Genomic DNA, 24319 nt, shown 5'->3' with positions numbered 1-24319 from the left:
ATTAACTGAGGTCTGTCTTCAAATTAGTCTGATAAGAATCTATCCTGAGAAGGATAAATATTTTAAGAGCATTTTTTTACAGAATCCTATCAAGATGGTAATAAAAGCCCTGAAAATATTTGAGATATCAAGCCATTCTTGAGTTAATAAGGAACTAGTCGGAAGATTCGGACAGTGGTTACTGGCAGTGAAAGTGGTGTTAGGACGACCGCTTTTGTCGTTCTTACACCACCGGGCGCGTTAAAGACTTGCCGAACTTGCAAGGCTTTAACCGAGGTCCGAGACCGTGGCTCGGGCCGTTCCGCACTGCCAGTGACCACTGTCCGAATCTGGAGACGGCTTATCCATAATATAAAAAAGAGTGTACCACTTAGATACACCCCTCAATAATTATTTCGCTAATTCAACTTTTCTAACTTCACGTACAACTGTAACTTTAATATGACCTGGATATTCAAGGTTATCTTCAATTTCACCTTTCATATCACGAGCTAAAATTGCAGCCTGATCATCAGAAATTTCCTCTGGCTTAACCATGACACGAATTTCATGACCAGCCTGAATTGCATAACTATGATCAACACCCTCATGCTTGTTGGCAATCTCTTCTAGCTTTTCAAGACGGTGAATATAATTCTCCATCGACTCTGATCTAGCGCCCGGACGTGATGCTGAAATGGCATCTGCGGCGGCAACGATTGTCGCAATTAATGATGTTGGTTCTACATCCCCATGATGTGAAGCAATTGTATTAACAACTACTTCTGGTTCTTTATACTTAGTTGCGATATCAACACCAATTTCAACGTGTGATCCGTCAACTTCACGATCGATAGCTTTACCGATATCGTGTAATAAACCTGCTCGTTTTGCTAACATAACATCTTCGCCCAATTCAGCAGCCATTACAGCGGATAATTTAGCCACTTCAATTGAGTGATTCAAAACATTTTGACCGTAACTCGTACGATATTCCATACGTCCAATAATCTTAATTAAATCAGGATTCATTGAGCTAATGCCCAAACTATAAACAGTTTGTTCACCGACTTCACGAATATGATCATCCATTTCTTTTCTGGACTTATCAACCATTTCCTCAATACGTGCAGGATGGATTCGACCATCTTCAATCAATTTCTCCAAAGCCATCCGAGCAATTTCCCGTCTGACCGGATCATAGGCACTCAAAGCCACTGCTTCAGGGGTATCATCAATAATTAAATCAACACCTGTGAGCGCTTCGATAGTGCGAATATTTCTACCTTCACGACCGATGATTCTACCCTTCATGTCTTCGTTAGGCAAAGTTACCGTTGTGACAGTTGATTCTGAAACTGTATCGGCGGCACTTCTTTGGATAGCAGCGACAATCAAAGCTTTAGCATCTTTTTCAGAACGCTGTTTAGCTTGTTCATCACTTTCCTTAATCATCTTGGCACGTTCATGGATTAATTCCTTGTTTAATTTATCAAGAATTATCTTTCTTGCTTGTTCACGAGTTAAGTTACTTACTCTTGTCAGCTCCGCTTGCTGCTCTTTAAGAGTATCAGTCAATTGTTTGTCTTTTTCATCAAGTTTATGTTGTCGTGCTGAAATATTATTCTCGTTATTCTCGATATTTTCCTCACGCTTTTCTAGCGATTGGTCTTTTTTATCCAAAATATCTTGACGTTCGAGAACTCTATTCTCTTGTTTCTGAACATCGCGACGACGTTCCTTCAATTCATCTTCTTGTTTCTCACGATATTGATGAATCTCATCTTTGGCTTCCAGTAAAGTTTCTTTTTTAAGAGACTTAGCAGCCTTTTTAGCGTCTGAAACGATATCCGCAGCAGTTTGTTTTGCTTGTGAAAGTTTTTTCTCGTACGCATCTTTACAGAGAGCATATCCGAAAAGGACACCTACGATTAATGTTACTATAGCGAAAGAGAAGGTTATGATAGCAGGATACATGCCATCACCTCCATGTTTGCTTTTAAGAAAGTTTGTTTGTAAAACACATATGTTACAGAATATTTACATACAACTTAATATTATAGAATAAATATTGCCTGTCAACCAAATAAAAAGAAAAAAAGAGACTGAATCAGTCTCTTTTTTTGTTTAATTAGTTTCTTTTTTATCAGAATCAAGATTTAAATCGATGTTTCCATCATCATCTTTGACTTTACTGTCAGATTTATCTGCTTTATCTGTTTTTTTAGAATCTTTACCTTCAGCATCTTCATCTTCAGGTTTTCCGTCCATACCATAGGCATCACGGACCTTCTTCTTAATCTCTTCCATTTTTTCAGGATTCTCAGACAAGTATGTCTTTGCATTCTCACGACCTTGACCAATACGTTCATCACCGTATGAGTACCATGAACCTGACTTGTCAATAATATCCTTATCGACCGCCATATCAACCAATTCACCAGTTTGAGAAATACCCTTACCATACATGATATCAACTAGTGCAACCTTAAATGGAGGAGCAACCTTGTTTTTTACAACCTTAATTTTAGTACGGTTACCGATAACATCAGAACCATCTTTAATTTGTTCAGCACGGCGAACTTCAAGTCTAATTGTTGAATAGAACTTCAAAGCACGACCACCAGGAGTAGTTTCTGGATTACCAAACATGATACCAACTTTTTCACGAATTTGATTAATGAAAAGTGCGATAGTCTTAGTCTTATTGATTGAACCAGAAAGCTTACGCAAAGCTTGTGACATCAAACGAGCTTGTAGACCAACATGAGCATCACCCATTTCACCTTCAATTTCAGCACGTGGAACCAAAGCGGCAACAGAATCGACAACGACGATATCAACGGCACCACTGGAAACCAAAGCATCAGCAATTTGAAGTCCTTGTTCACCAGTATCAGGTTGTGATAGCAATAAGTCATCAATGTTAACACCTAATGCTGTGGCATATGCAGGATCCATCGCATTTTCGGCATCAATATAAGCAGCAGTACCACCTTGCTTTTGTACTTCAGCAACAGCATGTAAAGCTACAGTTGTTTTACCAGAACTTTCAGGTCCATAAATTTCAACGATTCTACCACGTGGAAAGCCCCCAACGCCAAGTGCGTTATCAAGAGCTAATGAACCAGTTGAAACAGTTGAGATTTGGGTATTTAGATCATCACCCATTCTCATAATGGCACCCTTACCAAAGTCCTTCTCAATCTTTTTCAAGGCTACATCCAAAGCCTTTTGTCGTTCATCTTTAGCCAAATCGATTTCCTCCTAATGCATTCATCACTAGATATATTATTAGTAATTCATCAAAAAAGCAAGAAAAAAGCGAACAAATGTTTGTTAAATTATTTCTTGCACGAGAGCAAATCCACAAAGGACTGATTTCTCACGAATTGCCTGTCTTGACCCTGTAAAATGGAATTCTTTAACCATTTCCGTATTATTTTTATCGTTATATGCCCCAATAAAAACCGTTCCAACAGGATTACCTTCCAACGGATCAGGACCCGCTACACCAGTAAAGCCCACACCAATGTCGGCGCGAATCTTTTGAGCTGACAATTTAGCCATTGCCTGCGCAACCGGAGCGCTAACCACTGTAAATTCAGTAATCAATTTCGGATCCATCCCTAACAATTGAACTTTCACATCGTCTGCATAAGTTACAAAACCACCATCAAAAACATTGGAAGCCCCAGGAACAGAAGCAACAGTTGCTTGAAACAACCCCGCAGTCAAACTCTCAGCCGCTGTGATCTTCAATTCATCTTGCTTCAACAAATCCACCGTCTGCTTCGAAAAATCACTGTATTGAGCTGGTACGCCATTTTCGAAATCAGCTGTTTCAATAGTTTTAAAAAATTCAACCATATCTTTCATTGCCCTCTTCTCCAAATTACGTAATATATTTATAAATATTCATAGTCCATTAAAAAATTGCTTCGTAGCACGCAAACCAGTAATTCTTACTAACTATTTATCTAATAGCAAAAATAAACTGGACGGAAAGAACAATAAATTTAGTTCTTCCTCGAGTTTAGCTATAAAATCGGGCATCTAACCTTTTTGATAATATTTAATTTAAACTAATGTGGCACTCATTTATCGTATTAATTAGTTACATCGTATTAAAAACAACAAATATATTAGTCTCTGGGTACAAGAAATATTGGCAGCAGTGAAGGTTGCGTTAGGGCTTTAGCCCTTACACAACGGGACGAGTTTTGAAATTCGCGCTTTTTGCGAAGTTCAAAATCGAGATTGGAGACCTCGGCTCCAATCGGTCCCCACAGCGCCAATGTTTCTTGTACCCAGAGACGGCTGCCTCACATCACCCAATTATGATTTAAAAATTTCACGACTTTGCCAGAAATAATCAGCACCAGAGTAAATAGTGAAAATCAAGCAAATATACAAGAAGATCTCACCGATGGGAATATTGATAGCTGAGAAGAAAATATTGTGCATTAACAAGAAAATAATTGCTAGCATTTGTGTTGTAGTCTTAATCTTACCAGGCATTTGCGCTGCCATAACTTTTCCACCAACTTCAAGAACAATCGTTCTTAAACCAGTGACTGCCAACTCACGGCAAACAATAATTGCTACGACCCAAGCTGGAGCCATTTTGAAACTAACTAAGAAGATAAAAGCTGTCATAACAAGCATTTTATCTGCCAAAGTATCGGCAAATTTACCAAAGTTAGAAACCAAATTATATTTACGAGCAATTTTACCATCAAGTAAATCAGTCAATGATGCCACAATGAACACAACGGTTGCTAAAACGTGATTCATTGGAATCAAATCATTAGCAACGTAAATGTCACCTAAATTAGCCCAATTAAAAGCCAATAAAATAATAAAAACTGGGATCAAAATAATCCGTAACATTGTTAGTTTATTTGGTACATTCCAAACCATTTAAAACATCCTCCAAAATTTGTTTTCTGACAAAATAATGCGAATGGGACAAATTGAGTATCAAGTCAAATGGCTCCAGTAATCCGATTTTGGATTGCTGGAGCCATTTGTTTTAAGCGGAAAAAGCTATGTTTTGTTCCACGTTTATGCTGCATATTAAAAAACAATAACAGCTTTGTCCCAGACTCATTATTTTATTTTTCAATATTAAATGTCAAAGTTCTAACGATACTGCTACCACTTTGAAGTTTTGACAAATCAACAGACTTGCCGTCAATTGTTACCTTAGTGTTTTTAACATTACCTGTTTGAACTGAGAACGTTGTTGTATCACTTGCAACAGTTGTCTCTTTCTTTTCACCAGAATTCAATGCTTGTTGCCAAGTAGTATTTGAGCCTTCCTTGAATTGAATCCAAGCTTGGCCTCCATTACCTTCAACTTCAACCTTTACCCCGTCACTAGGGGCGTTCGTAATAGTGTAAGTACCTTCAGTATCAGATTCCTTAACAGCTTCTTCGTTAGTTGTCTTCTTGGCAACCTTCTTAGATTCTTTCTTAGCAGCTTTCTTCTTAGCACTCTTCTTGGTTGTTTGAGTTGTGTTATCCTTTGGAATCGTCACACTTGAGGCACTTTGATTCCGATGTATCATCCCAAATGCAATGACCCCAACAATAACGACGATTACAATTCCGACAACAATTTGAGGAATGTAATTACCTAAGTTAGAGAAGAATGAATTTGATTCTTCCTTAATGGTACGAGTCTTTGTTTCTTCTGGAGCTGATTCTTGTGTTGGTTGAGAATTAGGAATATCTGCCTTGTATTCCTCCAACAGGTCATCACTTGAGATACCAACGGCATCTGAATATTGCTTGATAAAGGCGCGGACATAAAAGTCACCTGGAAGATGATCAAATTGACCTTCTTCAATGGCAATCAAATATCGCTTTTGAATTTTTGTGATTTGTTGTAAATCATCAATTGTGTAACCTTTTTTGATACGTGCATTTCTTAACTTTTGGCCAATTTCGTCCATTATTTACCACCGATTAACTAATTTTTCTAAGTATAACATATATTATTATTCAACTACTAGCGAGCTTACAGTAACCAGCCACCAGCAAAATAAATCGTTTGTCCCGTCAGATAATTTGACTTGATATTGACAAGATAACTGACTAAATCAGCAATCTCATCCGGGTTTGCCAGTCGATCAGCTGGTATCTCATCTTTAACACTTTCCAAATCTTCACTCGAGAATTCTTTGGTATTCATCTTTGTATTCACAGCACCTGGTGCCACGACATTGACAGAAATCCCCAATGAAGCAACTTCCTTAGCATAGGCATCCGCAAATGACGACATAGCACCTTTTACTGTACTGTAAACTACTTCCATCGCTGAACCCACTTTGCCATAGATTGAGCCGATGAAAACGACCCGTCCATGATGAGTTTTTGCTAATTTATCTTGTAATTGTTTCAAAATCAAAATTGGCAATTTTACATGAATATTCCAAAGTGAATCAATTTCAGCTTCAGAAATATCAACCAGTAACTTATAGTAAGTATTCCCCTGCGCAAAGACGACCGCATCTAAGCCAAAAATTTGTTGCGTCAAGGCTTCAACTTTGTCATTTTCCATATCAAATTTAATTGGTATAAAGTCTTGCTTGGGATATTTCTCCACTAACTCAGTTCGTAATTTATCAATACGTTCACGATTACGATTGTAGTGTAAATACAAAGACCAGCCCTTTTCAGCTAGATTCTTAGCGGTACTAGTTCCGATATCACCAGAACTGCCCATAACTAATGCATACATTTTCTACTTCCTATTCGGCAAAAGATTGTAGTAGGTGCAATTATCATCTTGTAAGAATTTATCAGAAATTTTTAAAACATCATCTTTTTTGATTGAGTCAATCATATGAATCAATTCCAAATAATCGACATCATAGAAGTACAGTTCCGCCATCTGATTAGCAATCGCTTCAGGTGAGTTTTGAGCAAACAAGTAAGAACCAATAGCATCACGCTTGATACGCTCAAATTTTTCATCTGTTAAAACTGATTTAAGTTCTTGATAAGAAAGATGATCGTGCAAATATTCTTGAAATTTCTCAGGATTATTAGTAGACCCACTAATTATGATAAAACAATAGTTATTTTCTGCAACAACATTATAAGAAAAACTATCATCAATCAAATTTAATTGGCTCATTTCTTGATAATTTTTGGACGATTCCCCAATCAAAGTTTCCATGACCATATTTAATTCAAACTGTTTTTTAACTAAATCATAGCCAGACATCTTCGTGTCAATTCGGATTCCATAAGCTGCACGGGCTTGGCTGATGTCCATCTGCTCTTTACCACCTACGCCAATAGGTTCAAATTGATTGAATTCTTTAGCATATGGCTGTTCGATCGTATGAAAATCAGAATTTTCTACAATATTTTCAACTTTTTCAAAGTCCACATCCCCCACCAAAACAATATTCATGTTATCTGGGCGATAGTTTTGGCGATAAGTTTCCAATAAATTCTCATGGTTGATTTGTTGTAATGAAGAACTTGAGCCAGCAATATCTTCAGCAATCGGATCATTTGGATACAGTTGACCTAGAATTCTTTGTTCCAAAACCCACTCTGGCATATCCAAATACATTTGAATTTCTTGATCAATGATGCCTCGTTCAGAAGCAACATTTTTCTCCGTGAAATATGGATGTTGAATCAAATCCAGTAATACCTTCAAATTCTCATACGGATTCTCTAATGTTTGGAACAAATAACCAGTCTTTGTATAGCTTGTATAGGCATTAGAATTAGCCCCAAATTTAGCAAACTTTTCCGAAATATCGTAATCGGGTTTGGCAAACAATTTATGTTCGATAAAGTGAGCTATCCCTGCTGGTAACGTTTTATTTCCAACTTTGGTATCGACTGAACCGAAATTAGTCATCGCTAACCCATAGACTTGATTGAATCCGGCTAACGGAACAACACTAATTTGTAAACCATTAGCTAATTTCTTGGTTTGTTTCTCTAATTTTTCCGTCATACTAATCTCCAATCAATTGATACTGAGCAATTGCATGCATGTGGTCCGCCACACTGGCAATATGCTTTTTATCTAGCTGATCCAATTCTGCTTGAAATTGACCATCAGTCAATAACGTTTTTGGATAAACAGTCTCCCAAATACTCCGCATAATGTAATGTTGAATCGTATCACTTGAAATCTTGCGTTGCGTCAACATCACTTTTTGGGCATGTTCAACCTGAGCGTCAGTGAATTTACCTTGCTTGATAAAATTAATTTGTTGATTGATCAAATCTAAGGCCTTGTCCACAGAATCTGCATCTAAACCAGCTTGGATCATTACCAAATGACTGATTGGTTGATACGTACTAGAAACTGAATAAGCCAAACTGTTCTTTTCTCTCACTTGTAAGAAAAGTTGTGATTGATCGTCACCACCCAAAATCAAATTCATAATTTGTGGCGCTAGACGACTAAAGTCCTTAGAAACACCCTCTGTCGCATAAGCCAAAGCAATTCGACTTTGATTCAAGTGTTTATGGTCAATTTGACTAGCAGGACTGGCAATCAAATCATCAAATCTTTCCAATTCAATCTTCAAATCGGCACGATCATTTTGCAATTCTTGTTGAAAAATACTGTCATTCAATTCATTTAAAAATTCAGTCTCATCAACATTGCCAACGACATTAATTACTACCGCATCATTTTTTATGACTTCACGATAACTCTTCAACAAGTCTTCATTCGTCAGACTCTTCAATTCATCAATGCTACCAAAAATTGGCATTTGACGGTTTGGATCATCACGATAGATCAATTTTGCTAATCCTAAGGTACTAACTAAATCTTGATTATCTTGGATTGACAATAAATTAGACATTAAATTACGTTTTTCAGTCTCAAAGGCTGTCTCATCAAACTTATCATCGGACAAATTAGGCTTGAAAATAATTTCGCCAAGAAGATCCAAGTTATCTTTTAATTGTGTATTGCCATCAATTAAGAAATTTGGGTCGGCAAATTCAACACTAAAAGCTAAATCATTAAAATTTAACAAGTTACGCGTATAGACATTAATTTCTGAACCGTACAATTCCATTTCACGGTCATTTATCGCTTGAAAACTAGGATAATCTTTAGTCGAGTTTGACATCACGTTGGCTAAAAGTCTCCGGGTTGTAGTCTCTTCTCTATTTAAAGGACGTAAAAAGTCCACTTGAATTTTAATCGTCCGAAACTTTTTAATGGGATTAATATTTAAGAAAATATTCTTTGCTAATGTTTTTCTCAATTTTTCACCTGATTTTTTCTAATTGTATCTAATTGCTCTGGAGTTATTAGAACCTTTCTGGGTTTACTACCTTCTGATGGCCCTACAATACCGCGGTTTTCCATCTCATCAACCATTCTGGCAGCTCGGTTATAACCGATAGCAAAACGGCGTTGTAACATCGAGACGCTGGCAGATTGTTGTTTCACAATCAATTCGACCGCGTCATCCCAGTATTCATCTTCTGGTTTATCACCATCGGAACCACCTTCGTCAACATCGGTTGGAATCATATCTTCATCGTATTCAGCCGATTGTTGTTCACTAACAAACTTAACCACATTCTCAACTTCTGACTCGGAAATATAAGCTCCTTGCAGACGAACTGGTTTACTCTTACCAATTGGTTGAAAGAGCATATCACCACGTCCAAGTAGTTTTTCAGCCCCAACCGAATCTAAGATAGTCCTAGAATCGACCCCACTTGAAACGGCAAAAGCGATTCGTGATGGAATATTAGCTTTGATCAGACCAGTAATAACATCAACTGATGGACGTTGGGTAGCAATAATAATGTGCAACCCAGCGGCACGAGCCATTTGGGCCAATCGGACAATCGCTGCTTCAACTTCATGACCAGCAACCATCATTAAGTCAGACAACTCATCAACTATAACGACGACATAAGGCAAGCGTTCCATCTTATCCTCATCACTGGCAGTCTCATTAAATTTATCAACATCAGCATTATACTCGCCAATGTTACGGTGGCTTGTCTCAGCAAACAACTTATAACGCCGTTCCATTTCCTTGACTGCCTTTTGTAACGCACCAGCGGCACGTCTAGCATCAGTAACAACCGGAATCAACAATTGTGGAATACCGTTATAAACATTTAATTCAACCATTTTTGGATCAATCAAAATCAATTTAACTTCATTGGGTTTAGCTTTCATCAAAATACCGGTAATAATCGTATTGATAGCAACTGATTTACCACTACCAGTCGATCCAGCAATTAATAAATGGGGCATTTTAGTTATATCGGCCTCAATGATATTTCCGGAGACATCTTTCCCTAGTGGAACGACCAATGGATGCGTCTTATCTTTTTGTTTCTCCGTTATATCCCTGAATGAAACCGTTGACGTTGTTTTATTAGGAACTTCAATTCCGACAAATGGCTTACCAGGAATTGGAGCTTCGATACGAATATCCTTGGCAGCTAAAGCTAAAGCCAAATCATCCGCTAAATTAACGATTTTACTTACTTTGACACCAACAGCAGGTTGAACTTCATACTTGGTAATCGTTGGTCCTAGACTAGCTTTTTTGACTTCGACATCAACACCAAAACTCTTGAAAGTTTGACGAAGTTTATCTTTGTTTTCTTCAATCAAGTGAACTTCGGATGTTTGATCAGTCTGGGGAACTTGTTTCAATAAATCAACAGATGGTAATTTGTAATCATCATTATTAACCGGACCCTCAGTTTTTCTGGAACTAACAGGGTCTGGCAAATCTTTATCTTTCGTTCCATCAATTCCATAAGGCTTCGACAATACATCAGCAGCCTTCGTTTCAGTAGGTTCTGGAGCTGGTGGCGTTGTTGGAACACCTTCAATTTTGAAATCTTCCTCGGGCTTACTTTCATCATTCTTAAAACTGCTAAGTCCATCGGCAATTTTACTGCCATCACGTGTAACTTCTGACTCCTGATACGTAGGTGTATGAACTGGGACTTTCTTTTCTTTCGGAGCGTTACGCTGATCAACATAATTACTATAATGACCAGAGATAATCTCCTTTAATTTTAACAATCCATGCTTACATTTAACCAATATGTCGGTCGTAACGATTGAAACTTGTTTCATTGTGACATTACATAACATCAAAATTCCGATAAAAATAATCAATCCAGTAACAAAATACGTTCCAATACTGGAGAACATTGGCATAAAGAAACTGTACAAATATGAACCAATCATTCCTCCACCGACTGAACCATCAACTGATACTTGAGTCATATCGGCAGCTAAAGTGTTCCATGTGACGAGATTATAGTTGTGATACAACGACATGCTTGAGAAAAAGATGCCGTGCAATATAATCAGTGATCCTAAATAAACAAACAATAAACCAAAACTTCTTTTCGGCGTCATAACGGGTATCCGTCCCGTAGCGATTATAACGGCACCCACAAAGATACTGACAATCAATAAAACCGGATAGCTGTCACCGACAAAAATTCGATACAAATTATCGAAAGTTTTGCCAACAATGCCGAATTTAAATAATCCTAAAACCGACAGGATAATCCACAAGAGACTGACTAACGAGCGAATCAATCGTGAATTATCAACTGTTTTTTTTCTCTTTCTAGGCGTTGCACTTGCCTTTTTTCTAACCATAAGTACCTCACATGAATTTAAAAGTCATCTTCTAAAATTATACCTTTTTTAAGCCTTAAAAAAAACAGCCCAACTGGACTGTTTATATGTTTGTCACCTGCAGTTGTGAGAATGTCTACCCGTTTGCAGACTTACTTACGACTGGAGACTATTTTGTATATCGAAAAACCGAGAAATCATAAATAACACTTGGTTCTAATTTTTTGTGCTTTTTATCAGAAGATTGAAAGATTCAAAGCACACTCAAACCTCGGACGTAATTTTTATTTCTTATCTTGATTCTTGGCCTCTTTAGCACGTAATTCTTCAACTTCTTCATTTGGCTTAATCTCGGCGTGGTTAGTGAAGTTCAATGAAACTCCATGATTCAATGTCACGCTAGTTACTTGGTATGTTAACGTTTCAATGTATTCAACGACCGGACGTGACAATTGTTGGACTTGCTTAGCATCTAAATCTTGAATTTCACCGTGAAAACCAACTGGTTGAACAACTTGACCAATTAATCCGGAAACTTTAAATGGTGCATTTTCCATATGAATTTCAAAAGGAACGACTACTTGAAGAATTTTACCTTCATCTTCATTCAAAGGTTGTCCATCTTCACCTTTCAAATTTGGATGTTCGATATTAATATTCAAATCGGTCTTAGTATCAGCTGTTGGTGCCTCGACGTCATAATGAAATGATTGAACTGTAACTTCACCTTTATTAATTTTCATACTTCTCTCCCCTAATCTAATTTATCGTGTTCATAATGATGGCTTAATTCTAGTCCAGCAAAATGTTGTTGACGTACTGCTTCATAAATCACTAGAGCGGCACTATTAGATAAATTCAAAGCACGAATGTTATCGCTCATTGGAATACGCAAACATTTTTCTGGATTGCGTCGCATGAAATCTTCTGGCAAACCAGTTGTCTCTTTTCCAAACAAAAAATAGTGATCAACAGATGTATCGCTAAGGTCTTGGTCACTGTAGACTTTATCAGAAAATTTCGTAATCAAATAGAGATACTTATCATCTGGAATTGATTTTAAGAAGGCGTCCAAATTATCATGATAAGTAATATCAACTTTATCCCAATAATCTAGCCCAGCACGTTTCATGTGGGCATCATCAGTATTAAAGCCTAGTGGACGGATCAGATGCAATTTGGTATTTGTTCCGGCACATGTTCTAGCAATATTACCAGTATTAGCCGGCATCAATGGTTCATATAACGCAATATGATTGGTCATTATTTACTCTCCTTAAAATTAAAAAAGCGCATCCCCTCGGTGAAAACCACAGCAAGGACATGCGCTAGTATAGCCTCTTGTTTACTTGCTTTTGTCAAAATCTCTCCTGAGAAAAACAAATAACCACAGAACTCATTAGATAGTATATACGATAATTCCGGTCTATACAATGAGTTTTTGAATTATTTGTGAACTTTCTCGGAATTATTTGTGTCCTCAGAATCATCTACTTCTTTAGTTTCCAACAATTCTTCTTCCGTGTACCAACTTGAATTGCGCTTAAACCAATTAAACATTCTGATAAAAATGATTTTTAAAATAGCGAAGATTGGAATACCAGCAATCATACCAATCAAACCATACATTCCTGCTGAAACAAGCAAAACTAAAATGGTTGTTACTGGATGCATTTGCATCTTATTACCGACAATAATAGGTGAAATAACACGTGTTTCAACTGTCTGTTCGATAGCGAAAACAATCAAAACTTTCAAGACCATTGAAGGGGCAATAAATGCAGCAATTACAAGCGATGGCACTAAAGCTAAGGTTGATCCAATGTATGGAATCAAATTCAAAATCCCGGCTACAGTCCCCAGTATCAAAGCATATCGTTGACCAATAATTAAATAACCAACAAAGAACATTACGGCTACCCAGAATGCAACGGTCAATTGTCCAGTAATATAAGAACTCAAGGACTGACTAATTTCTGACAACATATCTCCGACGGAGTTTTTAATACGATCAGGCATGAATTTAATAACTGAATCTTTGAATTTTTTATCATCCTTCAGCATGAAGAACAAAATAAATGGTGCTGTCATTAAAATAATAACAACATTTGTTAAGACACTAACTGCTGAACTAAGATTATTCATCGTTTGTGGCAAAATTTGGTCCATTGACTTTTCAAAACTCTTTGTCACGCTAGCGTTCGTTTCAATCAGACGCTCTTTGACGAGATGCAATTTGGGATCAGAAAACATATTTTGTAAACTCTTATTCAAAGAATTCCAATATTGTGGCCAATTTTTAACCAATGAATCGACCTGACTTTGAACAAACGGAATTAAGGACATCACGCCCCAAATCAATAATGCCAAAATAATAATAAAAACAAAGGTTATCGAAACGATTCGATTAACATGAAATTTACTTTCCAAAACATTAATCAACGGATTAATCAAATAATATAGTACCAAGGCCAAAATAACTGGTGGCATTGTGATTCCCAGAATTTGGTTGATGGGTTCAAAAACAAAGCTGATTTTTGAAAATAAAAAAATAATCAAAAATACCAAGAATATATTGATCAAAACTACCGTCAGTTGATTATTAAGGAACCATTTGTAAAACCAACTCTTTTTTCTCTCCGGCGCTTCTTTCATAAACTGCTCCCCAAAAATTTTATAGTAAGATTATACTGTATATTATAATACTATACATTATTTGGAGGAATTGATAATGATTGAAAAGGTTCTCTTTAGTGGTTACACAAAAAAAGCCGGCAAAGGCGTTTACGCTGCAGAATTAAATTCTGATAACGGTGAACTTTCTGACCCTAAAGCCCTAGTTGAATTAAACGGACCAACTTATATCGACGTAACTAACGACATGAAGTTGATTGCCCTTGCTAAAAAAGACGACCGTGGTGGTATTGTCGTTTACGATATCTCCGGCGATGAACCAAAACTTTTGGATGAAGATTTTTCCGAAGAGACTTCTCCTTCATACGTTAAATTTGAACCTAGTCGCAGTTTGATTTTCAGTGCTTACTTCCACTTGAGCAAAGTTAAAATCGACCATTTGACTGCTGATGGCAAAATTGAACATTATTCAGAAGTTAAGTTTGAAGGTCATGGCCCTCGTGTTGAGCAAGATCAATCAAAACCACATTACAGTGCTTTGACACCAGATGGTAAATTGATTATTTGTGATTACGGTGCTGATCGAATTTATATTTATGATATCGATGATCCTAAAGAACCAAAATTGATGAATAATTACATTGCCCCATCAGGCTATGCTCCTAGACATTTAGTCTTCCATCCAACTAAACCATACGTCTATGTTGCCTGTGAATTATCATCAAAAATTCTCGTCATGCAATATGATGCCGAATCTGCTCGATTAACACTTGTTGACGAAGCAGAAGCAGCCAAAGACGAGCAAAAGAATACTACTGCTGCCATCCGTATCAGTAAAGATGGTAAGTTCCTTTATGCTTCAACCCGTGGTGCTAACACTATTGCTGCCTTCTCAGTCGATCCTAATGGTGACCGTCTTAAGAAGTTAAGTACCGTTTCAACTGGTAAAGGTCCTCGTGATTTTGACCTTGATCCATCTGAAAAATACGTTATCTCTGCTAACCAAGATTCAGACGACTTGTCTATCTTTAAACGCAATCCTAACAAGGGAATCTTAACTAAATTAGAAAATAATATTGCTATTCCCGAGTGTACTTGTGTACACTTTATCTAGCTTTAAATTTAAACAATTAAAAGTTGTATTTGCCGTCTCCGGTTATGAGAAAATTTACCTGCTGTGGGACCGCTGAAAGCCTTGCGTCTCGAAGCTCGGTTTTGAACTTCGCAAAGTACGCGAATTTCAAAACACGTCCTGTTCTGTTAGGGCTAAGGCCCTAACAGAACTATCACTGCTGGCAAATTCTCTCATAACCTCCGACTAAGTTATTTATCTGAAATATCAACTTAGCAATAATTATAACGACTCCAAATATTTCAACTTTTAGTTTTTATAGGAGAAAAGAATAGTATGTTCATTGAAATTATTAAGACCATCATCCTTGGTATCATCGAGGGTTTTACTGAATTTCTACCTATCAGTTCTACTGGACACTTGTATTTAGCTGATGAATTTATCAAGTTAAAGGAATCAACTGCATTTATCAACATGTTCATGGTAGTTATCCAGTTCGGTGCCATTTTAGCGGTTATCCTCATTTACTTCCACAAGCTTAATCCATTCTCACCTAAGAAAAATCATCGTGAGAAGAGTCAAACTTGGAGTATTTGGTTCAAAGTCCTAGTTGCTATCTTACCTTCAGTCGTTATCGGTTTACCTTTAAACGATTGGATGGATGCACATTTGACTAGTTGGCAAGTTATTTCTGCCACATTACTGATTTATGGTGTTTTATTCATTGTCGTCGAAAATTGGCTCAAGAATAAACGTCCTCAAACCGCTGATTTAGAAAGTCTTTCTTACAAAACTGCTTTTGAAATTGGACTTTTCCAAGTTCTTTCATTGGTACCAGGTACCTCTCGTTCCGGTGCTACGATCCTAGGTGGTATGACAGTCGGGACATCAAGATTCGTCGCTACCGAATTTTCATTCTTCCTAGCTATCCCAACAATGTTTGGTGCTAGTTTGTTGAAGATTGTTAAGTACTTCATGAAAGGCAATGTCTTCACTGGTAGTCAAACAATCATCTTGCTTGTTGGTACTTTAGTATCATTCATCGTTGCCTACGCTTCAATCAAATTCTTACTTGATTATATTAAACGTAACGACTTCAAAGCCTTTGGTTGGTACAGAATTATTTTGGCCATCATCGTTATCGCCTACTTTGGTATCAAAACAATGGTTGCTTAATTTTTAGAGAGTGGGACAAAACATGTTCAGCTTTCGAGCATTAAGGCAAAAGGTCCCAGTAATCCGATTTTGGATTGCTGGGGCCTTTTGTTTTAAGCGGAAAAAACTATGTTTTGTTCCACGTTTATGCTGCATGTTTAAAGACAAACAATTTCATTGAATAATAATACGATATTCACATTCAGAATCTAGTCGGAAGAGTTGAATAATATTTACTGGCAGTGAAAGTGGCGTTATGGCTTTAGCCATTACACCACCGGGCGTGTTTGGAGACTTGCTGAACTTGCAAGGCTTCAAACCGAGGTACGAGACCTTGGCTCGGACCGGTCCGCACAGCCAGTAAATATTATTCAACTCTGGAGACGACATATTTCATTACCTCATAATCATAAAATTTGTTAGAATATATACACAATTATAAAGAGGGGTTGAAGATTATTTTTAAAGAAGTAGCTGTAGAAAACTTTACTAAAATTCCCACTGCCGTTTTAAAGGGTGCTAATCGAATCGAACTAAACGATAATTTAGCTGTTGGGGGACAACTCCTAGTCATGGTGTCTTGCAAGAAACCACAAAATACTTGCAGGAAAAATCTGTCCCCGTCGTTGAAATGATTCGTCCTCGTGGTGGCGACTTTGTTTATAACGATTTGGAAATTAAGATGATGGAAGCTGACTTGTTTGAAGCTCAAAAACTAGGTGTCGACGGTGTTGCTTTCGGTGCTTTGACTGCTGACGGTGAGCTTGATGAAGACGCTATGGAACAGTTGATTGCAGCTTCCGCTGGCATGCAAATTGTTTTCCATATGGCTTTTGACGCTTTGGCTGAAGATAATAAAAAGGCAGCGATTGATTGGTTAGTTGACCATGATGTTGACCGTATCTTGACTCATGGTGGTCCGCTAACTACTCCAATTGATGATACTTTGGATAATATTAAAAAATATATTGATTACGCTGATGGTCGAATTGTTATCTTGCCTGGTGGTGGCGTTAATTTTGAAAATGCTGATGCTATTGCTGAAAAGCTTGGTGTTAAGGAATTACATGGTACTAAGATTATTGACGGTGTTAATAATTAATTTTGTAAATAAATAGGTTCGAATTCTTTAAGGATTTATATATATCCTTGAAGAATTCGAACCTTTTTTTGTTATATAGGCAATTGTATTTTAGTGCGGCTGAATATGCAGTGGCTTTGAAACGAGCTGCACAGGCCAATTTCTTCCGCTTTTCATAGAACTGTAAATCACACGCAAAACCAGCGTGCAATTCACAGTTCTACGAAAATGCTCGGAAATTCCCGGCCTGTTCCGCTCTCTCAAAACGAGCTACGATGGGGCAACTCCTTCCGTTTTTCATAGCTTTGTAAATCGCCCGCAAAATCGGCGTGCAATTCACAAAGCTACGAAAATACTCGGGAGCTGGGCGCCCCATCTTCGCTCTCTCAAACTTTGACAAAATACTGCATAAACATCCCTGCAATACTAAAGTAAATCAATACTGATGTTAAATCACTCAAAGTTGAGATAAATGGTCCACTGGCTACGGCTGGGTCAAAACCGAAGCTTGACATCAACATTGGTATCAAACTTCCGGCTAAGTTAGCCACGGTTATGGCAGCACACATTGCCATTCCGATAACCATACCGAGGACAAAGTTATGTTTCCAAATTCCGACTAACAGAAATACCGAGATTCCGGTTACTAATCCGGTCACAAAACCAGTTATCAATTCTTTACCAATCAATTTCAAAAATTCATGGCGATTGATTTCTTCAACTGCCAATCTTCTAACTGCCACAGCCAAACTTTGGGTACCTGCATTACCGGCTGTACCAGTGATGGTCGAAATAAAGACGGCAAGGATACTAGCTTCTGCTAATAGTCCCTCAAAGTGATTGATCAAGGTTGCGGTAATCATACTCAATAATAACAAGGTAATTAACCATGGTAATCGTTTAGATGCGGCTTTAAATGGACCGTCATTATTGGTCTCATCCATACTAACACCGGCCAAACCGGAGTAATCTTGTTGAGCTTCATCATCAATAACTTCAATAACATCATCAACAGTAACGATACCAACTAATTGATTCGAGTGATCAACAACAGGAACGGCTAAGAACTCATAATCTCTGAAGACTTGTGCAACTTCAGCCTGCTCTGCATCAACATTGACCGTAATGATATCACTATTCATTTTTTCACCCAGTGTATCATCATCATCGAGTAAAATCAGATCACGCAACGACATAACGCCAACTAAATCATCGTGATGGTCCAAAATATATAAATAATAAATTGTTTCAGCAGTTTTGGCATATTCTTTCAACGCTCGAATCGCTTCAACGGCTTTTTCTTCTTCATGAAATTTTACATAATCAGTGGTCATAATACCACCGGCTGTTTCGGTATCATAATGTAACAAGCCACGTAAGTTGTTAGCATCATTCTTTGGCATTTGTTCTAAAAATCGATCCACATCGACTTTGTCCAAATGTTCCAAAACATCGGCCGCATTATCATCGTACATATCATTCAACATTTTTGAAGCATAAGGTAAATCCATTTCCTTCAAAAGTTCCGGAATCATGGGATTATCGTCTTCAATCGTATCGAACATGTCACCCATTTCGTCAGGTTCTAAAATTGAGTACATTGCTATTCGCTCAGTTTTATTTAACGTGAGGTAAAAAGTACTCTGATCATAAAAATGCATATCCAAGTAAGTTTTTCGGAAACGCTTTTTATCATCATCATCAAGATAGCCCTTCAATTGGACAAATTTATCTTGGAGTCTTTTTTCGTTCTCATCCATTCTTCTCACCCCTTAGCACACTCTTTAACATTACCATATCTTTTGGCAATGGTGCCCGCAATTTTAAAAGCTTTTTCGTCACAGGATGAACAATATTCAAACGGTAACAATGTAAAGCTTGCCGATCGATTCGTTTATCAACTTTGCCACTATACATATCATCCCCAATGATGGGATGACCAATGGCTGTCAGATGAACTCTAATTTGATGAGTCCGGCCTGTTAATAGCTTTAATTTCAATAAACTAGCATCCGAAAACTTTTCAACCGTTTCATAAATTGTTCGGGAAGGCTTACCTTTTTGGTAGTCAATATTGCGCATGTAAAAAGCGTCCGGATCGATTCCAATTGGTAGGTCGATCAGGCCACTTTCTGGCTTCACTTGACCATAAGTCATAGCCAAATAAAATTTTTGGAAATCTTCACTGTGGAGAATTTGGTCTAACAAAGAATGAGCATACGATGTCTTAGCAAAAACCATTAACCCCGAAGTATTCCGATCCAATCGTGTCACCAAATGGATAGTTGGATTTTCCTTTTTGGCAATTAAATAGCCTTTGACCACATTAGCCATCGTTTTCCCAGACCTGGCTTTGGCTGGCAAACTAGCAATCCCAGGTGGTTTGTTCACAACTAATATATAACTATCTTCATAAATAACGTCTACCGGACCTGACATTGGTGCAATCAAATCTGATGGTTCTTCTGAATTTAAAATAATTAAAATCTCGTCACCATTTTTAAGTCGGAAGTCAAAATGACGTTGCTTATGATTAACAAAAATTAGTCCACCTTTATTTTTTAAATTGTGTAATTGACTAGAGGAAAATTTGTGCTGGACTAAAAACTTGCGAACATTTTTCTTGTCATTATCACCAATTGTGAACTTTAAGATACGGTTACTTTTGTTCATCTTGTCCTAAGAAAGCTGTTTCTACTCTAGTCCAGAAATGTCGGTGTCGATATTGGGCAAATTGGGCTCGTTGATAATTCAATTTGATTGTAATCTTCTTAACATTTTTCAATTTGGTCGTGATTCCGTCACAACTAATTACGTAATCATCCGCTGTCTGTGGATAAAGATCGACTTGTTGGTTATGTGGAATAATGATTGGCGATGAAATTGTCCGATAAACTCGGTTGTTGATCGAAGCAATCTCAATCATTTGGAAAACACTGATTTTTGGATGGATCAAGGCTCCACCAATAGATTTTGAATAAGCTGTTGAGCCCGTTGGTGTAGCAAAACAAAGCCCATCACCACGAAAACTTTCAAAGAATTCGCGATCCAAATCGACTCGTGTTTTCATTGTCAAAGAGGATAGACGTCTGACCACTGTCTCATTGATTGCAATTCCATGAAAGAGTGACCCTTCTTTATTTTCAACCATCACATCTAGTAAGGGATAACTCGTTGAAGGAATATTATCTTGACACTCGATAATGCGATTGGCCAATTCATCGATTTCCGTATCAGTCCAATCAGAATAAAACCCTAGATGTCCTGTATGTAAGGCCAAAAACTTAACTTTATCTAAATGGGCCGCATAGGCATGAAAAGTGCTTAACAGTGTACCATCACCACCGACACTGATCACCAATTGAGGATCACGACGATCCAAAATCAAGCCCGCATCCAATAACTTGCTGCGTAATTTGTTCGCTGCAGCAACTGATTTTTCTTTACTATTATTATTAATCCATAATTTCATTATTTATCGTGCTCCGTCGGGTTATTTAAATCACGTTTTCGATCAGTGAAATATTGTTGTGCATCTTGAATCTCTTCACGAATTTTAGACATTTCCTCGTCCAACATAAAAGAGGCTTCAGCCGCACGCTTAAGTCGTTCATTGATTTCTTCAGGAAAATCACCCTTATATTTATAGTTCAAAGAGTGTTCAATCGTTGACCAAAAATTCATTGCCAAAGTTCTAATTTGAATTTCAGCTAAAATATTTTTTTGGCCCGTCGATGTTTGAATCGGATATTCGATCACAACATGATAAGAACGGTAACCACTAGGCTTACTGTTAGCAATATAATCACGTTCTTCAATCACCCGCATATCTTCCCTTATATGGAGCAATTTAGCAACATCATAAATGTCTTCCACAAATTGGCATTGAATTCTAATTCCAGCAATGTCTTGCATATCCTGTTCTAACAATTCTTCGCTAATAAAACGACGACGCATTTTTTCACGAATACTATCAACTGTTTTAACACGACCAGTCACAAACTCGATTGGAGAATGTTCGTTTTTTTCTAGAAATTCCTTACGTAAATTTCTAAACTTAATTTTTAATTCGTCAACTGCTTGTGAATATGGTATCAAAAATTCATTCCATTTAATCTCTGACATAATGACCTCACTTTTACTTACTACTTACAATCCTCAGAAAATAGGCATTACTCTCCTACTTCTTTTATAACTAACTTAATACTTAAATTATCCCTGAGACATAAAGTTTGCATATCATCTCATGACACATTAGTATGTATAGAAACTTGCCATACAGTTTGTATTTTTTCCAACATTTGGCTATTTTTAAAACAATGCGGCACTCGTTTATCGAATTAATTAGTTACATCATATTAGTCTCTGGGTACGTGAAATATTGGCAGTGGTGAAAGTTGTGTTAGGGATTTAGCCTTTAGACGACTTTTGAAATCAGTGTCTCTTGCAAAGTTCAAAATCGAGATTGGAGACCCAGTCCCCACAGCGTCAATATTTCATATACCCAGAGACGGCAACTAACCAAATTTGAGAAAGAACTCTTTATTCTCACTTTCCAACCTTAGTTACCTATTAAATATATCGTATATCCGTTCAAGATTCACTCAATTCCAGAATTATGTTCATGAGTTTATAATTTTACCTTTTTAAAAATTGTTGGTAGAATGACTATGCAATAGAGAGATGGAGGGAAATGTAATGTGGGAAATATTCTTATATATTAATCCCTTATGTTCGTATTGTTTAAAGGTGGAACAAGCTATTATTGATTTCACTCGCAAACATGACATTGATACACAATATCATTTCGTAACGAACTATAATATGGCTACAATAAATGATTATATGCATTTAAAAGGTTTCAAAATTACTGACATTGAGGAACGCAACACTGCTTCCAAAGAAGTACTCGAAGCCTCTAAGTTATATAAGGCTGCCTCTTGCCAAGGAAATAAGAAGGCACGTAACTTTTTAATGAATCTTCAAGAACAAGTTAATGTTCTAAACAATCCCTTTGATGATACCACTATCAAGCGTGCAATTAACAATAGCGGGCTTGATTATAAATCAATTATGGTCGACAAAGAAAGTCAATGTGTTGTTCAAGGCCTCAAACGTGATCAACAATTGTCAATGGAAATGAAGATTCAAAAGGCTCCCACAGCCGTAATATTTGATCTCGATGACGAAGAACGTCCTGGTATGATGATCAATGATTTCGGTGAATCACTTTCTCAAGAAAGTATCAGTTGTAATGTCAATGCGATGTTGGAACAAGAACTTCCACAAACATAGGAATTCGTTAATTCAAGCACGGTTATTAGTTTGGATAAGTTTAGACGGTAACTTTAAACAAAACGAATATAAGCAAAAAAGTGTAACAAAATAGACTCGTAATCCGCTATTGGATTGTGAGTCTATTTTGTTTTGAACGAAAAAACTATATTTCGTCACATATTTATGCTAGGTATTTAACTAGCACAACTCATTAAGGATAATAATAATCTTTCCCAAGATTATTTTTCACTTGTCCTTCAGTTAATAATGGCTGTTTCAAAAGATTTACCTCCGACCCACAGACCCTTTGCCAAGCCGGAGTTTGATAGATTGGGGCTTGTGGTAAAAAAGCATAACCTTCTAAATAACTTTCTACTGTCTGTTGATTTTGTTGATAAAAATTCATTTTGACCCACTGCGAATGTGGATCATTTTTTTGACGCAACTTTTTAACTAAATAGTCTTGCATCATTAACGGATGCAATGGATACTCGACAACCTGAAATGAGAAAAGATTTGGTAAATTAGTGAGAGAAAAAATTTCACGCTGAAAGAAAATTTTATTAAAAGGTCCAATAAATTTTATGTGGTGAAATAGCGTTAACTGTTGTTTTAATGAATCAAGCATCAACAAGTAATATCCGTAAGCTTCACTATATGCGATAAATTTCAAGTGCTCACGATGGACACGTGTTTCCAAATAAGCATCTCCCAAAATCCAAATACTCTCCAATCCTAATTTGCGATAGCCAGCCACACGCTCTTCAAGTACACTTTCATCAATCCGAGCACATTGATATTCAATAACCAATTGACGATTAATAAACACATCTGGACGTTGTTTGATTTCCGGTAAATAATATTCACTTTCCAATTTTTCAAATTTGTACTTCGACAATTCTTCTAATATTAATTGCTTACCTTTTTGGTGAATCAAACGTTCATTAATACTATTATTCGACTTATTTGCGTGACGAAAATACTTTCGACTCTCCGTCAAAATCAATTTAACTTGTTTCTCACAGTGACAACAAAAATACTTCTGATTTTCCACCGCCTCTTGTGCATAAATCAAAGTCCCTTGTTCGTCCAAAGCTGCATACATTTTTATCACCTCAGATAAAAATTACGCAAAAAAATACCGTGCACTTCAAAGTTACACGATATTTCCTGATAAAAAACTAAAAAATTGAAAGTTTCAAAAAAATCTTTACACATTAATACTCTAATCACCATTGATGCAAAAGTAGCACATTTTACACTAAGATATCTCCGTCATGACACATTTATCAAAAGCAGAGGATAAACTAGCCGGAAGGAGCAAGAAAAATTAGGTCGCTGTGAAGGTGGCGTTAGCACTTTAGTGCTTACACCACGGGACGAGCTTTGAAACTCGCGTACTTTGCGAGGTTCAAAGTCGAGGTCTGAGACCTTGGCTCAGACCGGTCCCCATAGCAAACTAATTTTTCTTGCTCCTGGAGGCAAA

At 37.1% G+C, this 24319-nt stretch carries 20 protein-coding genes and 1 pseudogene; 4 read left to right on the top strand and 17 right to left on the bottom strand.

All coding sequences use genetic code 11. The annotated features are described in order from the left end of the window. Positions 1-390: 390 nt before the first annotated feature. The 12 genes from rny to D1B17_RS03525 form a co-directional block, all read right to left on the bottom strand. Positions 391-1956, bottom strand: coding sequence for a ribonuclease Y (gene rny / locus D1B17_RS03580; protein ID WP_120142998.1), 1566 nt, complete (start codon positions 1954-1956; stop codon positions 391-393). A 150-nt stretch (positions 1957-2106) separates the two neighbouring features. After that, a complete protein-coding gene (recA, locus tag D1B17_RS03575) occupies positions 2107-3234 on the bottom strand; it encodes a recombinase RecA (RefSeq protein WP_120142999.1) in 1128 nt (375 codons plus the stop codon). 84 nt (positions 3235-3318) lie between these two features. Next, positions 3319-3858, bottom strand: a complete 540-nt coding sequence (locus D1B17_RS03570; protein WP_120143000.1) for a nicotinamide-nucleotide amidohydrolase family protein — start codon at positions 3856-3858, stop codon at positions 3319-3321. A 459-nt stretch (positions 3859-4317) separates the two neighbouring features. After that, positions 4318-4902: a CDP-diacylglycerol--glycerol-3-phosphate 3-phosphatidyltransferase gene (pgsA, locus tag D1B17_RS03565; protein ID WP_120143001.1), complete on the bottom strand. Its 585-nt coding sequence runs from the start codon at positions 4900-4902 to the stop codon at positions 4318-4320. A gap of 194 nt (positions 4903-5096) precedes the next feature. Beyond that, positions 5097-5939 carry a helix-turn-helix domain-containing protein gene (locus tag D1B17_RS03560; protein WP_120143002.1) on the bottom strand — a complete coding sequence of 281 codons (843 nt, stop codon included), beginning with the start codon at positions 5937-5939 and terminating at the stop codon, positions 5097-5099. A gap of 65 nt (positions 5940-6004) precedes the next feature. Further along, on the bottom strand, positions 6005-6727 hold the full coding sequence (ymfI, locus tag D1B17_RS03555) for an elongation factor P 5-aminopentanone reductase (protein ID WP_120143003.1): 723 nt from the start codon (positions 6725-6727) through the stop codon (positions 6005-6007). 3 nt (positions 6728-6730) lie between these two features. Beyond that, positions 6731-7969 (bottom strand): EF-P 5-aminopentanol modification-associated protein YfmH, encoded by a 1239-nt coding sequence (yfmH, locus tag D1B17_RS03550; RefSeq protein ID WP_120143004.1) that lies wholly within the window; start codon positions 7967-7969, stop codon positions 6731-6733. 1 nt (position 7970) lies between these two features. Beyond that, positions 7971-9245 (bottom strand): EF-P 5-aminopentanol modification-associated protein YfmF, encoded by a 1275-nt coding sequence (yfmF, locus tag D1B17_RS03545; protein ID WP_120143005.1) that lies wholly within the window; start codon positions 9243-9245, stop codon positions 7971-7973. Further along, positions 9242-11635: a DNA translocase FtsK gene (locus D1B17_RS03540; RefSeq protein ID WP_120143006.1), complete on the bottom strand. Its 2394-nt coding sequence runs from the start codon at positions 11633-11635 to the stop codon at positions 9242-9244. Before D1B17_RS03540 ends, yfmF begins: the two co-directional genes overlap by 4 nt. 263 nt (positions 11636-11898) lie before the next feature. After that, positions 11899-12357 (bottom strand): DUF1149 family protein, encoded by a 459-nt coding sequence (locus D1B17_RS03535; protein WP_120143007.1) that lies wholly within the window; start codon positions 12355-12357, stop codon positions 11899-11901. 11 nt (positions 12358-12368) lie between these two features. Beyond that, complete coding sequence (gene trmL / locus D1B17_RS03530) at positions 12369-12878, bottom strand: tRNA (uridine(34)/cytosine(34)/5-carboxymethylaminomethyluridine(34)-2'-O)-methyltransferase TrmL (protein WP_120143008.1); 510 nt, start codon at positions 12876-12878, stop codon at positions 12369-12371. A 182-nt stretch (positions 12879-13060) separates the two neighbouring features. After that, a complete protein-coding gene (locus D1B17_RS03525; protein ID WP_120143009.1) occupies positions 13061-14269 on the bottom strand; it encodes an AI-2E family transporter in 1209 nt (402 codons plus the stop codon). A 76-nt stretch (positions 14270-14345) separates the two neighbouring features. On the opposite strand from D1B17_RS03525, the gene D1B17_RS03520 reads away from it, so the two are divergent. The 3 genes and pseudogenes from D1B17_RS03520 (at position 14346) to D1B17_RS03510 (ending at position 17577) form a co-directional block, all read left to right on the top strand. After that, on the top strand, positions 14346-15362 hold the full coding sequence (locus tag D1B17_RS03520) for a lactonase family protein (RefSeq protein ID WP_120143010.1): 1017 nt from the start codon (positions 14346-14348) through the stop codon (positions 15360-15362). A gap of 294 nt (positions 15363-15656) precedes the next feature. Then, entirely contained in the window at positions 15657-16496 is an 840-nt protein-coding gene (locus tag D1B17_RS03515) for an undecaprenyl-diphosphate phosphatase (RefSeq protein ID WP_120143011.1), read from the top strand. Positions 16497-16933: 437 nt separating this feature from the next. Then, positions 16934-17577 (top strand): annotated as a pseudogene (locus tag D1B17_RS03510) (copper homeostasis protein CutC). A gap of 365 nt (positions 17578-17942) precedes the next feature. On the opposite strand, the gene mgtE reads toward D1B17_RS03510, so the two are convergent. The 4 genes from mgtE to yjbM are packed head-to-tail and all read right to left on the bottom strand — an operon-like array spanning position 17943 to position 21681. Next, positions 17943-19316, bottom strand: a complete 1374-nt coding sequence (gene mgtE, locus D1B17_RS03505) for a magnesium transporter (protein WP_120143013.1) — start codon at positions 19314-19316, stop codon at positions 17943-17945. Beyond that, positions 19309-20229, bottom strand: a complete 921-nt coding sequence (locus D1B17_RS03500; RefSeq protein WP_120143014.1) for an RluA family pseudouridine synthase — start codon at positions 20227-20229, stop codon at positions 19309-19311. The genes mgtE and D1B17_RS03500 overlap by 8 nt, the downstream gene beginning before the upstream one ends. Next, positions 20216-21028: an NAD kinase gene (locus tag D1B17_RS03495; protein ID WP_120143015.1), complete on the bottom strand. Its 813-nt coding sequence runs from the start codon at positions 21026-21028 to the stop codon at positions 20216-20218. Before D1B17_RS03495 ends, D1B17_RS03500 begins: the two co-directional genes overlap by 14 nt. Further along, positions 21028-21681 (bottom strand): GTP diphosphokinase, encoded by a 654-nt coding sequence (gene yjbM / locus D1B17_RS03490; RefSeq protein ID WP_120143016.1) that lies wholly within the window; start codon positions 21679-21681, stop codon positions 21028-21030. The genes D1B17_RS03495 and yjbM overlap by 1 nt, the downstream gene beginning before the upstream one ends. A gap of 573 nt (positions 21682-22254) precedes the next feature. Between yjbM and D1B17_RS03485 the strand changes: the two genes are divergently transcribed. Further along, positions 22255-22851, top strand: a complete 597-nt coding sequence (locus D1B17_RS03485) for a DsbA family protein (protein WP_120143017.1) — start codon at positions 22255-22257, stop codon at positions 22849-22851. A gap of 193 nt (positions 22852-23044) precedes the next feature. On the opposite strand, the gene D1B17_RS03480 is transcribed toward D1B17_RS03485, so the two are convergent. Continuing rightward, complete coding sequence (locus D1B17_RS03480) at positions 23045-23938, bottom strand: competence protein CoiA (RefSeq protein ID WP_120143018.1); 894 nt, start codon at positions 23936-23938, stop codon at positions 23045-23047. Between the last annotated feature and the right edge of the window lie 381 nt (positions 23939-24319).

Origin of the sequence: Companilactobacillus zhachilii (genome assembly GCF_003606365.2) — a bacterium.
Lineage (GTDB): Bacteria > Bacillota > Bacilli > Lactobacillales > Lactobacillaceae > Companilactobacillus > Companilactobacillus zhachilii.
This window is presented reverse-complemented; position numbering and strand designations above follow the sequence as displayed.